Source organism: Rhizobium sp. Leaf321, assembly GCF_001423215.1.
GTDB lineage: Bacteria > Pseudomonadota > Alphaproteobacteria > Rhizobiales > Rhizobiaceae > Neorhizobium > Neorhizobium soli.
On sequence record NZ_LMOF01000006.1, the window covers coordinates 839,699 to 853,016 of the forward strand.

12 protein-coding genes and 1 tRNA gene are annotated in these 13,318 nt (G+C 56.1%); 10 read left to right on the forward strand and 3 right to left on the reverse strand.

What is annotated here, in order from left to right:
• Position 1 precedes the first annotated feature (1 nt).
• The gene (locus tag ASF70_RS10320; protein WP_062579475.1) at positions 2 to 271 is read right to left on the reverse strand and encodes a hypothetical protein; all 270 of its coding nucleotides are present in this window, start codon (positions 269 to 271) and stop codon (positions 2 to 4) included.
• A 146-nt stretch (positions 272 to 417) separates the two neighbouring features.
• Here ASF70_RS10320 and ASF70_RS10325 point away from each other — a divergent pair, with 146 nt between their 5' ends.
• A complete protein-coding gene (locus ASF70_RS10325) occupies positions 418 to 786 on the forward strand; it encodes a hypothetical protein (protein WP_062579477.1) in 369 nt (122 codons plus the stop codon).
• A 77-nt stretch (positions 787 to 863) separates the two neighbouring features.
• Positions 864 to 1,760: a DUF1499 domain-containing protein gene (locus ASF70_RS10330; protein ID WP_062579480.1), complete on the forward strand. Its 897-nt coding sequence runs from the start codon at positions 864 to 866 to the stop codon at positions 1,758 to 1,760.
• Between the two features lie 7 nt (positions 1,761 to 1,767).
• Here the strand turns inward: ASF70_RS10330 and ASF70_RS10335 are convergent, their stop codons facing one another.
• On the reverse strand, positions 1,768 to 2,685 hold the full coding sequence (locus ASF70_RS10335) for an MBL fold metallo-hydrolase (protein WP_062579482.1): 918 nt from the start codon (positions 2,683 to 2,685) through the stop codon (positions 1,768 to 1,770).
• A gap of 194 nt (positions 2,686 to 2,879) precedes the next feature.
• On the opposite strand from ASF70_RS10335, the gene ASF70_RS10340 reads away from it, so the two are divergent.
• The 4 genes from ASF70_RS10340 (at position 2,880) to ASF70_RS10355 (ending at position 6,821) form a co-directional block, all read left to right on the forward strand.
• Positions 2,880 to 2,953 (forward strand) — tRNA-Gln (locus ASF70_RS10340).
• A 301-nt stretch (positions 2,954 to 3,254) separates the two neighbouring features.
• Positions 3,255 to 4,496, forward strand: coding sequence for a hypothetical protein (locus ASF70_RS10345; RefSeq protein WP_062579483.1), 1,242 nt, complete (start codon positions 3,255 to 3,257; stop codon positions 4,494 to 4,496).
• Positions 4,497 to 4,588: 92 nt separating this feature from the next.
• Positions 4,589 to 5,485 (forward strand): ATP-binding cassette domain-containing protein, encoded by an 897-nt coding sequence (locus tag ASF70_RS10350; RefSeq protein WP_082471852.1) that lies wholly within the window; start codon positions 4,589 to 4,591, stop codon positions 5,483 to 5,485.
• Positions 5,486 to 5,513: 28 nt separating this feature from the next.
• Entirely contained in the window at positions 5,514 to 6,821 is a 1,308-nt protein-coding gene (locus ASF70_RS10355) for a hypothetical protein (RefSeq protein WP_062579487.1), read from the forward strand.
• 108 nt (positions 6,822 to 6,929) lie between these two features.
• Here ASF70_RS10355 and ASF70_RS10360 read toward each other — a convergent pair whose 3' ends face one another.
• Positions 6,930 to 8,237, reverse strand: coding sequence for a glycosyltransferase family 1 protein (locus ASF70_RS10360; RefSeq protein WP_062579488.1), 1,308 nt, complete (start codon positions 8,235 to 8,237; stop codon positions 6,930 to 6,932).
• A 236-nt stretch (positions 8,238 to 8,473) separates the two neighbouring features.
• On the opposite strand from ASF70_RS10360, the gene ASF70_RS10365 reads away from it, so the two are divergent.
• The 4 genes from ASF70_RS10365 to ASF70_RS23600 all read left to right on the forward strand — a co-directional run.
• Positions 8,474 to 9,700, forward strand: a complete 1,227-nt coding sequence (locus ASF70_RS10365; RefSeq protein ID WP_162237967.1) for a polysaccharide biosynthesis/export family protein — start codon at positions 8,474 to 8,476, stop codon at positions 9,698 to 9,700.
• Between the two features lie 85 nt (positions 9,701 to 9,785).
• Positions 9,786 to 11,102, forward strand: a complete 1,317-nt coding sequence (locus ASF70_RS10370; protein WP_244474005.1) for a glycosyltransferase family 1 protein — start codon at positions 9,786 to 9,788, stop codon at positions 11,100 to 11,102.
• Positions 11,103 to 11,156: 54 nt separating this feature from the next.
• Positions 11,157 to 12,233, forward strand: a complete 1,077-nt coding sequence (locus ASF70_RS10375) for a polysaccharide pyruvyl transferase family protein (RefSeq protein WP_062579491.1) — start codon at positions 11,157 to 11,159, stop codon at positions 12,231 to 12,233.
• 14 nt (positions 12,234 to 12,247) lie between these two features.
• A partial coding sequence (locus tag ASF70_RS23600) for a polysaccharide pyruvyl transferase family protein (protein WP_162237968.1) occupies positions 12,248 to 13,318 on the forward strand: 1,071 nt, incomplete at its 3' end.

The window sequence follows — 13,318 nt, forward strand, 5'->3', positions numbered from 1 at the left end:
ATCAGTGCCGGTGGAGATAGACCGGCCGCGTCACCACGATCGGCGGGCGTCCCATCATCGCATCGCTTTCCGCCCGCCATGCGCGTCGCTCGGCGCGGCGGTCGAGCTCGATATCGAGCAGGCAGCGCGCCATGGCATCGGTCCCGGGACGGAACCCAAAGCGCGCGCAGGTCTGCTGATCCGCCGCCCGCCGCTCCTCCGGTGTGATGGTCTGGCAGGAAGTGAGTGCCGTTCCGATGACGGCCAGTGTGGCGAGAAGGGCAAAACGCATGACGGGCTCCAGATGATGGCTGCGGCACCCAGATGTCGCTTTCGCGGATCCCAACTCGGCACCAAACCTATAACGACGCAATGCTCCAGACATGTCAAAGCCTGTCACCAGTGGAGGTTGGATTGGTCCGGCACTCGTGTGACCGAATGAAGAAGGCAGGCATTGTTGCATGGGCGATCATCGCCGCCCTATTCGCGTTCTATATGATAACCAGCGTTCCATTTCCTTTTGTGCAGGCTTGGTGGCACGCTGCAGATGACGATCCGCACGACCTCTTCTCCAAACGCCACCGCATGGCCGACTGGCTCGTGGTGACAGGCGCATTGGAAGGCTTGAGCCGTGGCGAGGTCCTGGCGAAACTCGGACAGCCACCACCCACAGCCAAGTTTACGGACTATGATCTCGTTTATCACCTCGGCGATGAACGCGGCTTCTTGTCCATCGACTCCGAATGGCTCGTGGTGCGCCTGTCTCAATCTGGGAAGGTGACGGAAAGCCAGGTGATCCGCGACTAATAATCTGCAAGGATTCCATTCCCCGCCGCGCTGTTCTACAGAAGGAACGAGACTTTGCATGGAGCCGCTTTCACACAATGACCGTCCGCTTTGTCCGGCCCGTTTCCCGCGCCGCCTATTTCGGGCGCAGGCTCGGCTTCTGCGCTTTTCTTCTATTCGTGGTTTCAGCCGTCGCGCATCGGTTCGGGCCGCTGAACGAGCCGGATTTCGTGGCACTTGTTCTGTGTTCCGCAACCATTGCGGCTGCCTCGGTACCGCTGTCGCTGCTGGGTCTCGCGCGGCTGTGGAGTGTCGGTGCAAGAGGAGGCGTTGCTGCTGCACACGGGCTGGTGTTTGCAGCCGTCCCGCTTGCCGTCGTGGTGATGGGAACCGTGTCCTATCTCACGCTGCCGCCGCTTTACGACATCTCCACCGATATTGCCGATCCGCCTGCCTTCGTCTTCGAACCGACAGCCGACCAGCGCTTCCTGCCGCAGCGCCCGCCGATGGTCACGCCCACTGAGCGCCGCGCGCAGTTTGCCGCCTATCCGCGCCTCACCGGACGACGTTACGAAGGGGCCGTCGACCGCGTCTACGAAGGCGTCCAGAAGGCGCTACAGTCCGCCCGGATCGGCATCGTCAAGACAGAGGGGCTGGAGCTGGTGGAGCCCGACATCCTCACCCGTGCCGCGCCCCGCGACGAGCAGGCGCCGGTGCCGGATGTGGCGCCGGTGCCGCTGCGCCGGCCTGAACTCACGCTCGAGCCGACGATCGGCACCGCCGGCGATGTGCTGCTTCAGGGCGAGACCCGCACGCTGGTGCTCGGCCTGCGCTTCGATATCGTGATCCGGTTGCGTGAAGATGCCGAGACGACCTCCGTCGATCTGCGCGTCGTCTCGCGCTTCGGCCCGCATGATCTCGGCCTCGGGGCTGAGATTGCCCAGGATTTCCTCGATCGTCTCGATACCGAACTGCTCGGCATCACCGGCGGCTAAGCGCCCGTCAAGCCAGCGTATAGATGCCTGAAAGCGATGGCGGTCCGTCGGTTGCAACCTGTCCCTTGCCAATCAGGTCTTCCAGATGCGCCAGCACCGAAAGGGCGGCCGCACCATGCAGCCGCGGATCCGTCCGCGCATAGATCGCCGTCACCATATCCGGGATCAACCGGTCGCCGGCGCGGATCCGCTCCAGCACCGCACGCTCGCGCATCCGCCGGTGCGTCCGCAGGCCGCGCAGAAAAGAGGCGGGCTCCGTCACCGGTCCGCCGTGCCCTGGAAAGAAGATCCGGTCTTCGTCCCCGCGCGCCAGAAGCTTTTCGACCGACGCCATGAAATCCGCCATGGATCCATCCGGCGGCGCAACGATCGTCGTCGCCCAGGCCATCACGTGGTCGGCAGAAAACAAGATGCCGGAATTTTCCAGCGCGAAGGCGCAGTGGTTGGCGGTATGGCCGGGCGTATGGAGGACGGTCAGCGCCCACCCGTCACCGCCGATCCTCTCACCATCACCGGCCGCGATATCGGGCACGAAATCGGTATCAGCGCTTTCAGCGAGCGGATTGATCTCGCCCGCGTGCAGGGAACGGGACGCCCGGTGCGGCCCCTGCGCCACCGTCAACGCGCCGGTCGCCGCCTTCAGCCGCCGTGCCAGCGGCGAGTGGTCGCGATGCGTGTGACTGACAAAGATATGGCTGACACGCCGCCCCTCAAGCGCCGCCATCAAGGCTTCAAAATGCGCCTCGTCCTCCGGCCCCGGATCAATCACGGCCACCGACGATGTCCCGACGATATAGCTGTTGGTGCCATGAAAGGTAAACGGCGAGGGATTGTTCACCGTCAACCGCTGCACCCCTGCCGCGATCGTCACGGGCACGCCGTAGGACGGCGAAAAGGTCAGATCGAAATCAAGGTCTTCCGGCATGCTCAAAAACTGTCCTGCCGCCAAGGGCGCTTGTTGTCATCTCCCCGAGGTTTAACACCCGATCAACGCGCGTAAACCCGAAACCCCGCGTTAATTCGTGACAATCCCGAAATTTGCCGTTGAGAGGGCGGCAAAGCTTTGCTAGAGCAAGGCCACTTCCGGTCCGGGCCAGCAATGATTTGCCCCCGACCTGTTGGGGCGTCGCCAAGCGGTAAGGCTCCGGTTTTTGGTACCGGCATCCCAGGTTCGAATCCTGGCGCCCCAGCCAGTTTATACTCAGTGCGTTTGCAGTATCGTATCGTTTTTTCTGGGTCCGGAACGGCTCCGTGTCTGCACAGTGAACTGCTGAGCATCCGTATCTCATTTGAGAATCTCAATCGTGATATGCGCGACTGCCGGAGGAGGATGTGTTACGTATCTGCCTCGCTCACGCCGGAAAAGTGCTGTTTGATGCCGATCCAGACTTCGTCGGTCTTCAAAAGGTCCAAGTCGCCTCGCATGTCTGAGAAAAGATTTGAGGAAATCGCGCTTTTGGACGCTTGTGACGTTCAACAGTCGTTGGCCTAGCGATGGGCGAGCAGAGCCGCAAGATCGACATGGTCATGAAAGGAACGGGGGTTCTAATGCGGTATTATCAAGTGCCACCCGATTTCGGGGCACTGATTTCGTTGCGCAACAGACTGGCGGCTGCTGCATTGTGTTTCGTGCTATGCGGGTCGACCATTAGCGCCGCCAAGGCCGAACCTGCTGCCGACTCCGACATGTACGATTTCATGGTAATGGACGTGTGTGTCGATGCTGGAGACAAGGCCCTGCCGAATGTTGCGCCAGGCTCTCCGCAGTGCACCAGTCACAGAAACATACGTCAATCGGATCGGATTCCCTACCATCTAACATCCTGGAACCAGGACATAAAGCGTTGTCCGGGTCGCTTCGTCGTCAACGACAATATTCCCCTGACCCATGCAGGTGTAACGCGGATCATGAAAACTGTCCGGGTGGCGTATTCGCTATGTCCAGATATGAAGCGGGATCCTATACCGGCCTATTACTCTGTGCGCTGGTTTGATGACAAGTACACATTTATCATGGGGGCCTGGAGCCGCGGCAAGAACGGCGGCACAGTCCGGGGTGGTATAACACCTGAATGCGATGCAAACCCGCATTCGTCACGACGCTATTTCCACAATTGGATGCTCTTCGGGAACACCTCCGGTACATTGGGTCAAACAGGTTATACCTTGCTTGAGAAAGCGAGCCATATCCATGGATTGCCTCCACTGTCGGCACCTTGCCCAGATCGCTATCCAGCACGCGTGCTTGCCGTTTGGTCAAAGGGCGAATACCGTTATCGCTCGGGGCAGACACTTGAGACGATCGTCTCGCATCCCTATTCACAAGCGGACGAAAGCGGAACAACGCCAGGCAAGGGGCGTCAGATGGAGCGCACCTACTGGACTCGGGAGTTTGGCCAGACCCGATGGGAGAACTGGAAGCGCGACGACTACGTGAACAAGAAGACCGGCGGCACTGCCTCGGGACTAGCCAAGCGCACTTTCGAGATGGGATATTGCGACGCACCGTTTTCTATGCCATCGCAGCCCACGCCGAATATAAAGCTTGGAAATATTGAAACTGATGGCGCGTACAGTCAGGTCCTGACAGATCTTAAAACCGGAGAAACTCATCGGTGGTACATGGCAGGGTGCCAGGATATTACCAAGGTGGTTCCGCCCCAGAACGCTGATGGCGACGACTATCCCGACGTAGCGAATATGCCGGATCGATTCTGGGAATTCTGGCAGGATTGATCTGGCGGATTGGCTGGCGAAGAGAGGCTGAAATGTTCCGCACATGCGAGGATGTCTGAGCAAACACGGTGTGCAGCGGCTGACAGGTTTCGATGGATCGGCAATTCACAGGGACAGGAACCTCTAATCCTGTTTTTGCGTCGTTACCCATATTAGATTGGAATTCAGATTTGCTTTTTAAAAATCTGTTTGCACGCAAGGATGAGATCCCAACTCCCGCCGTGGTGGGGCGCGGAAACGTTAGGCTCGTCCATGACAGCGACGCCTCGCGATCCGGATCGCAGATCGTTTTATCAGGTGTTTCTCAATATGTTGGTATGGGTGCGCGGAAAACGCTTGTTCTCAAGGATATCAACGCAACTTTCGAAAAAGGCAGATATGTCGGCATTCTCGCAGATCGTGGAGCAGGGAAGACGACCTTCGCAAATCTGCTGACCGGGAATTTGCGGCCCGACGTCGGCGACATACATCATGGGCTCCGCGTCTCTTGGCCGATCGGCGCCCGTCAGATCCTGAGCAATGCCGCTTCGCTACGCGCAAACATCCGGTTTTTGTCGCAGGTTTATCAATGCGATTTTCGGTACCTGTTGGAAGAGACTCGTGATTTCGCAAGTATCCCGGCCACGATGATTGATCGTTCATTATCGGAAATTTCTTCCGAAATCGGGAATCGAGCGGCGACGGCACTGGTCCTTTTCATGCCATTCGACATTCTCGTTGCGGATGATACGATCATGCTCGGGAATGCTTCCTTTCGTTTGAAGGCGATGCAGCGGCTGAAAGATTTGCGAGGATCGCGCGGACTTGTGGCAATAACGCGAAATGTCAGCGTGGTGCGGGAGCTTTGCGATGACTGCATGGTGCTGTCCAACGGCACATTAGTCGATTATAAGAATAGAGGCGATGCTATCAGGGCATTTAAGGTGAAGGCGACCGCTGACGATGACGAAGATGATGATCGCTCGAATGAAACCAACTCTGACTACTAACTCCCGTCGTTAGCCAATAGGAATTCCGATGCAAGGATCGTTCCGAGAGGACAAGAAAATCAAAAAAGGCCAGAGCGACGAGGCTGTTGACGCGGTTCAACGGGACGACGCATTGTTGTCGAAGTTGAATATGGCGGGGGCTGAGAGAGTAGTCATGGATGGGCCTTTTTTGAGGCCTGCCGACCTCCCGAAACCCAAGCCAAAGGCTAGGGTATACCAGCTTCCGCAATTTCCTTCGACGATCTGGAAACGCAGATCTCAGATTTTAAATCTGATTGCTGTTCCGCTGCCAGTGATAGCCGGTGCGATTTACCTATGGGGATTTGCGGCGGACTCCTATCAGGTCGACACTATTTTCTCCATTCGCAATCCAACGCCCGCAATGGCTGGTTCTGCTGCGATGAGCTTGGGGTCCTCGACATCGACAACGGCTGAACGCGCGATCGACGAGTCTTACGCGGTTGTTAACTTTATCCGTTCTCGCGCCGCGTTCGACGAACTCGAGCGGAATGTAAATATCAGCTTTCGTTTCCAGTCGGGTAGCGCAGACTTTCTAGGCGGGTTATCAAAGAACGCGACCTATGAACAGCGATACAAGTATTACCGTGATCACGTTCAAGTCTATTACGACGATATTCAGGGTCAGATCACCCTAACGACTTATGCCTATGACGCCGATACCGTCATTATTATTGCCAAGGGTCTCGCCGAGATCAGCGAAAAGCTGGTGAACGAGTTCAACAACCGTGCGCGTACAGACATGATCACACTTGCTGAAGAGCAAGTGCAGACTGCGGCTGCTGAGATGCGCAGTACGAATGACTCGATCACGAATTTCCAGTTGCAGAATGGGACGATCGATCCCTCGCTCGACGTCGCTTCTTTGAGTGGCATCATCACGCAGTTGCGCGGTGAGGCGGCCTCCGAGCAGGCGAAGCGAAACTCGTTGGGCGACGACGCAATCAAAAATGGACCGCGAGCTACTGAAAGCATCAATCTCATCAAGGCTCTGAAAAGCCAGATCGAGGCCGAGCAGGGAAACCTAACCGGCAAGACAAATGCGCTGGCGCCCTTGATCAACAGGTACAAGCTGTTGTCGGTTGATCAGCAGCTGGCGCAGCAGAAGTATTCTGCCGCGGTTTCAATGCTCCAGAATGCCCGGCTACAGGCCGAGCATCAGAAGCTTTACATCGTCAACGTCGTCAATCCGGAGAGGCCGCCGCAGCCTGTGCTTCCTGACCGGCCAATGAGGATGTTTGAGATCATTCTTCTCAGTATCCTTGGTTGGTGGATACTAAGGATGGTGTTCGCGTCAATTCGGGATCACCGGATCTGATGCGGGGTTCTTTAAACCAGACCTTCCGCTGCCGTAGCGGAAGGTCTTAACACGACAAAAAGCGTGACCCGAACCCACTGGCTCGTTTCACGCATCGAAGTGCCCTCCTCAGGTTCCGTAGTGTACGCAGTCCGCGACGAATGTTGTCCATGACCGAGGAACGAAGTCCTTTGTTTTCAACTTCAGGGCATCGCGTTTTTCTGGTCTCCAGGCGACATCCAGAATTGCGTCTTTCCACGCGATGCCGTCTGACGGGTCTAGTAGCTGAGCGCAGCCCGCAATGAGCTCGCGGTGTGCATCAATGTCGGATGCAATAACCGGCACCCCATGGCAGATCGCCTCGACTGGCGGCAGGCTGTAGCCTTCCACCCATGACGGCGTCACCATCCCTGACGCACCGTTGAGCAGTCTGACCAGCTCGACATCATTTAGTCCGGTAACCTCTGCAAGATACGGAGAAAGTTCGGCGGTACGATCGAGTACGTCGAAAACATTTTCGCACTCCCAGCCTCGTTTTCCGACGAAAACCAGTCTTGGCGTTCGGTCTGGCCCGGCTGTTTCAAAAATCCTTCGCCAGACATTGAGCAGATGAACCAGGTTCTTGCGTCCTTCCATCGTCCCAAGGCAGACGAAGTAGGGAGTATCAGGTGTGAAAACATCCTCCGTCGATGCGATCTGAGGAAGATCGACGCCCAACTGGGAGACGAAGATGTTTTGTGCAGTCCAGCGATCGGGTGTCAGATAATGCAGCACTCGCTGACGTGTGTATTCCGAATTGACGATGATGCAGTCCGCCCGGTCGGCAACAGTTTGCATTCTGCCAATATGGTTCTTGCGCGCCGGCGGGCTGCAGAACTCGGGATAGTCCAGAGGAATGACGTCGTGAATGAAAAACATTGACCGGATGTTCGGAGCTTCCAGCCACCGATACATGTGGCCGTGCTCGAGCTGAGTATGCGACGTATGAAAATAAACGGTCTGGTGGTTGCTTGCTTCGCGAACTAGTCGTTTGAAATTAGCCCGCCCCCTGGCCAGAGCTTTCGCGAAGGTAGCATATATTCTGGTCTTTGTCGGTTTCTGGCGCACGGTGCCCCCATGGAACCGGGCTGCGCCGAAGTTCTCATCACTAATGGCAACTGGCTGCCTTAGAAAGTCCAGCAACGCCTCGAATTGAGATTCACGATGCTCTGTCGACATCGTAAGGCGGCGAGCCGTGGAAAGTGTATCGCGCATTTGGTCGGCATTCAGTGCCGAATGCATATTTGCGGCGGTGATGACGAAATGAGGCTCGATTGACGCCGGTTTCTCGTCGCCGAGAAGCCAGTCTAGAAATGCATGCTCGACGCGGTCGATACCTGTCGGAGTGGAGTTGTAGATGTGATCAATCGTTCGGGTAACGTCGAGTAGAAGCCGCATCGAGCTCTTAGTCTCCAGATCTGGAGGGCAGGGCCCCGCTGAATACTCCTCCTCTTTCGTATGCGTCAACTGGTGGTGGCGTTCTTCGCTGCGAGCTCGCAGGGTTCCCATTTCATCGAAGTGTCATTCCTGCCACTTCAGCTGTGTGCTTCCGTTTTCGGTAGGGAATTGGAAACCGTTTTCATTTGTATTGTGGGGTCAACTGACATATGCAAACCACAGTTAGGCTGCGTGTAATGAGTAATAAAGCCTTTGAGTTTGACGCCAATGAATGGTTGATAGCTTTCGCAGGTAAATCGGTGAGTGAAGGTTGCATGCTTTCGAAGATAGTGGTTCGATCCTTCGGTATCCTACTTGTCGCTTCCTCGCTTACAGCATGCACGATGATCCCAGGTTCGGGACCAAGTGCCGGTGCTATTTCGCGTGAAGCCTCCGAGCAGTACGCCCCATATTCGCTCGTGAATGTAACCAGCCGCACGTTGGCTATCTTGAAAAGCCGTCCGTTGGATAACCTCTCGACGATTTTCGGGCAGGCGCGCAAGGCCAACTCGTCCGCTATCGGGGTTGGTGATACGGTCGTGATTCACATATGGGAATCGGCTCAAGGCGGACTTTTTTCCGGCGGTGGCGGATCGAGTGCTGAAATTCCTGAGCAGCCTGTCTCGGTGGCCGGCACAATTACTGTACCTTACGCGGGAACTGTACGTGTTGTCGGAATGACCCCTGACCAAGTCCGTCTGAGAATTGAGGGTGCACTTCGAGGTAAGGCCATTGAGCCACAAGTGCTCGTGAGTGTCACAAAAAACCTATCGAACACCGTAACGGTGACGGGTGAAGTTGCGACCAGCGGTAGGGTTCCGCTCTCTCCTCGCGGAGAGCGTTTGCTTGACATTATTTCCATATCGGGCGGCCCAAGAATGGAAGCTCATCAGCTTGCTGTTCAGGTTACGCGCGGATCGCGTACCGAAAGTATTGCGATGGAACAGCTCGTGTCAGACGCGCGTGAGAATATCTACGTACAACCGAATGACGTGATCACCCTCATTCGTCAGCCGCGGAGCTTTACGGTTTTCGGTGCGACCAATGCGAATGCCTCTGTCCAGTTTGACGAGTCGCGGCTGCGTTTGAATCAGGCTCTGGCGAAGGTCGGTGGCTTGGACGACCAGCGCGCGAACGCCAAAGGTGTGTTCGTCTATCGTACGGAACCCGCGGGGCTCGTCGCAAGGCTGACGGGCGTGCCGCTTTCTGTGCCTGCGGATACCAAGGTCAATGTGATCTATCAGTTTGATCTACAAGACCCTAGTGGGTTCTTCCTTCTCAAGGAATTTGAGATATACAGGGATGACCTTATCTACATCGCGAACTCGTCTCTGGCTGAGGTGCGAAAGTTCGCAACGCTGGTCAGCACCACGGCATCGCCTATTGCGCAGGCATCGAGTGTGAACAGGTTGCTCAACAACTAGTTCTGAAGTTTGTCTGAAAGTCTGCAGTTGTGCCCGTCAACGACGAGCTCTGGTCCGTATTGTATTGAAAAAAATGAGGCGCGCATTGGCACGTACTATTGTCATCGATGGCTTTAATCTCGATCTCGAGAAGGGAACAGGCATTGCAACTTATGCCCGAAATCTTAGCTACGAAGTGCATAGCTTAGGCCACAACGTCGAGGTGCTCTACGGCACCCGCGGTGCCCCCAGCCGAAATCCTTTGATCCAGGAAATTGCCTTCTTCGACGCGAATGTTGGAAATCCGACTTGGTGGACGAAGTTTAAGCGCGAAATCCAGTCGGTGACTGGAGCGCCGTTTGGTATCTACGCCAAGGAAGTTCCCATCTCGGGTGCGGTCATCGCAACGCAGTTTCGCTCGAAGATGCCCTATTTCGATAAGATCTGGAACGGCCCTTCGATCTTCACTGCAGCGGAAAACCACTTCAAGGCTCATAAGGCGTTGATGAAAGTTCGCGGCATCTCGCATGCGGACATCATGCACTGGACTTACCCGCTGCCGATCTACGTTCCCGGTGCAAAAAATATATATACGCTCCACGACTTGGTGCCACTCAGGCTGCCGTTCACGACCCTCGATAAGAAGCGCTATTACTTCAATTTGATGCGAAAGATCGTGCGCACCGCCGACCATATCGTAACCGTCTCCGAGACATCCAGAAGAGACATCATCGATCTTCTAGGTTGCCCCGAAGACAAAATTACGAACACCTTCCAGTCTGTCGACATCCCCGACAAATACGCGTTGAAGTCTGACGATGCCGTGCAGCGCGAGGTCGAGGGGGCTTTCGGTCTTCCTTACAAGGACTACTACCTGTTCTACGGTTCTATCGAGCCCAAGAAGAATATCGGTCGCATCATCGAGGCGTACCTTGCGAGCAAGGTAAAGGGACCGTTGGTCATCGTTGGCGCGCAGGCTTGGAAGTCGGAGCAAGAGCTCCGTATGATCAAGGAGGCGACCAACCGGTACATGGAGACTGTCGATAACGTCACGTTCTATCGTGATCGCATTCGCCTATTCGACTACGCGCCTTTCCCTCTGTTGGTAAGCCTCATCAAAGGCGCGAAAGCGCTTGTCTTCCCGTCGCTCTATGAGGGCTTCGGTCTGCCGGTTCTGGAGGCGATGTCGCTCGGTACCCCCGTGATCACGTCTTCTGGGGGGTCTATACCCGAGGTTGCCGGTCAGGCTGCTCTAATGGTAGATCCGTACGACACGAAGCAGATTACAGATGCAATCATCGAGATTGATACCAATGCGGAACTACGCGCCCGGTTGAGTGAAGCTGGGCCGAAGCAGGCCGCATTGTTCTCGTCCGAGCGATATCGCGAGCGCTTGCAGCAGGTCTACGACCGCGTTCTGTAAAACTATGGCGCCATCTGCTCTTTGGATGGTGCGGGAATTCAGGGAAACTACGGAATGAAACACCTACGTGAAGTCGCCCGGGATGAGGGAGCGATTCCGCTTTCATTCGTGGCGACCTCAGCCAAGGGAGAATACGCAAACCTTGGCGACGCCCTCAGTCCAATAATGGTCAGCCTGGTAACAAGCCTTCCGACGCGGCATGTGGCTCAAAACTCCACCGGCCCAAGGCTTGGTGCTGTCGGTACGATCGGGCATGGATTTTCCGGCGGCGATGTCTGGATCTGGGGCACGGGATCGTCGAAATATCGGAACGCCGGGGCACCGGCTGCGGAGCGTGAGCTTTTCCGTTACGACGGTCGTACGAACTTTCATGTGTCCGCTACGCGTGGTCCGGTTTCGTGGAAAATCTTGACTGACGGAAAGTCTTCGCTGACGCCGGTCTACGGCGATCCTGTCTGGCTGCTGCCCCAATTTTACCCTGCGAAGGTGAAGAAGCGCTATAAGCTTGGCGTCATCATTCATCTGGCGGATTTGTCAGATAGGGCCTACGAAGCGCATCCGAAGCCGGAGTATATCCGCTACAATGTGGCGGATGCGGAAGCTTCCGACGTTGTGCTGATCAATACGGTGACGGAAGTGACGACCGAGGCACTGCGGGAGCGGCTCGATCTCATCCTATCCTGCGAACGGTTGGTCTCAACCAGCCTCCATGGGATGGTTTTTGCAGAGAGCTACGGAATTCCATGCCTTTACTTCGCACCGAGAGGTAGAAACGTAGGTCTCTCCGAAGCTGATCTCATCGACGATGGCTCGCTGGACTTGAGAATCATTGACCTCTATCAGGGGCTAGGTAAAAGCAAGATCCCGGTTTACGTGCAGGATAGGCGCAAGCTGACGAACTGGGAGGATGTGACTAAGGCAATTGACTCCTCTTGGTCGCCTGTGACGTTGGATACAGACGCCTTGATTGACCGTCTGCCGCTAGATGTAAAATTCGTCCAAGCAAAAGACGGCGACGTGTTTGAACATCGACTCATAAAAACCACGCCGATGCGTAATGGCGAAGGCGGTCGCTCTAGTGGAATGCAGCGTGTTCGGTCCGCGATCCAGCGGTTGTTCACTCGATCTTAGAACAGGAAATCAAGATGACGGTATCGTTTGCAGAACGTTTTAAGGATAGCCCCTCGGTACCGCTTGCATGGGCTGGATCGACCTCCGAGATGAATTATCTGAATTTCGGTGACGCGCTGAGCCCGGTAATGGTGTCGTTGCTGAGCAGCAAGTCGGTGCACCGCGTACCCACGAAATCTCTTTCCACCCGTATGGGCGCCGTCGGGACAATAGGGCACGGCTTTGGGCAGGGCGAAGTCTGGTTCTGGGGTACGGGCTGCTCAAGCTGGGCTAATCCGTCAGCTAGTCTGGACGAGCGCGTTCCCTTTACGATCCCGCCGGACTCGAACTTCCATATCGCAGCGACCCGGGGTCCGGTTTCGGAATCCCTGCTTGCAGGCCCGACCGGCAACAAGCCCGGCGTTTACGGCGACCCCGTTTGGCTGATGCCGCGCTTCTATCGCCCCGAAGTCAAAAAGAAGTGGAAGCTTGGAGTCATTCTCCACCTTTCGGAACTGGCCGACCGAACTTACGAGGCTGTTGCAAAGCAGGGGCTGAAGCGTTTCGACATTCCGGCCGAGTTCAAAGACGACGTCCACCTGATTACCACGGTTACACCGATCGGTATGGAACACCTGCAGTATAAGTTCGACGAGATCCTGGCGTGTGAACGTATCGTCTCAACAAGTCTGCACGGTATGGTTATCGCTGAAAGCTACGGCATTCCGTGCCTTTACTTCTCACCGGGCGCGCAGACAGGTCTAGGGCTGCAGACCATCGATCTTGATCCCAACGGACCTGTCGATCTGCGGATCGTTGATCTCTACACCGGCATGCACAAGAAGGCCATTCCGGCTTATATCCAACCACGTCCCGCCGTCACCGATTGGGCGGATGTCATCTCGTCGATAGACCGCGCATGGCAACCGGTCGATATCGATGCACAAGCGTTGATCGATGCGTTTCCGCTGCCCTATCGGCCGATCGAACCAGCCGCAGGGGAAACGATATGGCAGAGCCCGATCCTGACCGGATTGAAGTTGCAACACGATGTTGCCGAACTGCGTCGTGCGGATAAGCTGGCTACCGCAGAAATTAAAAAAAAA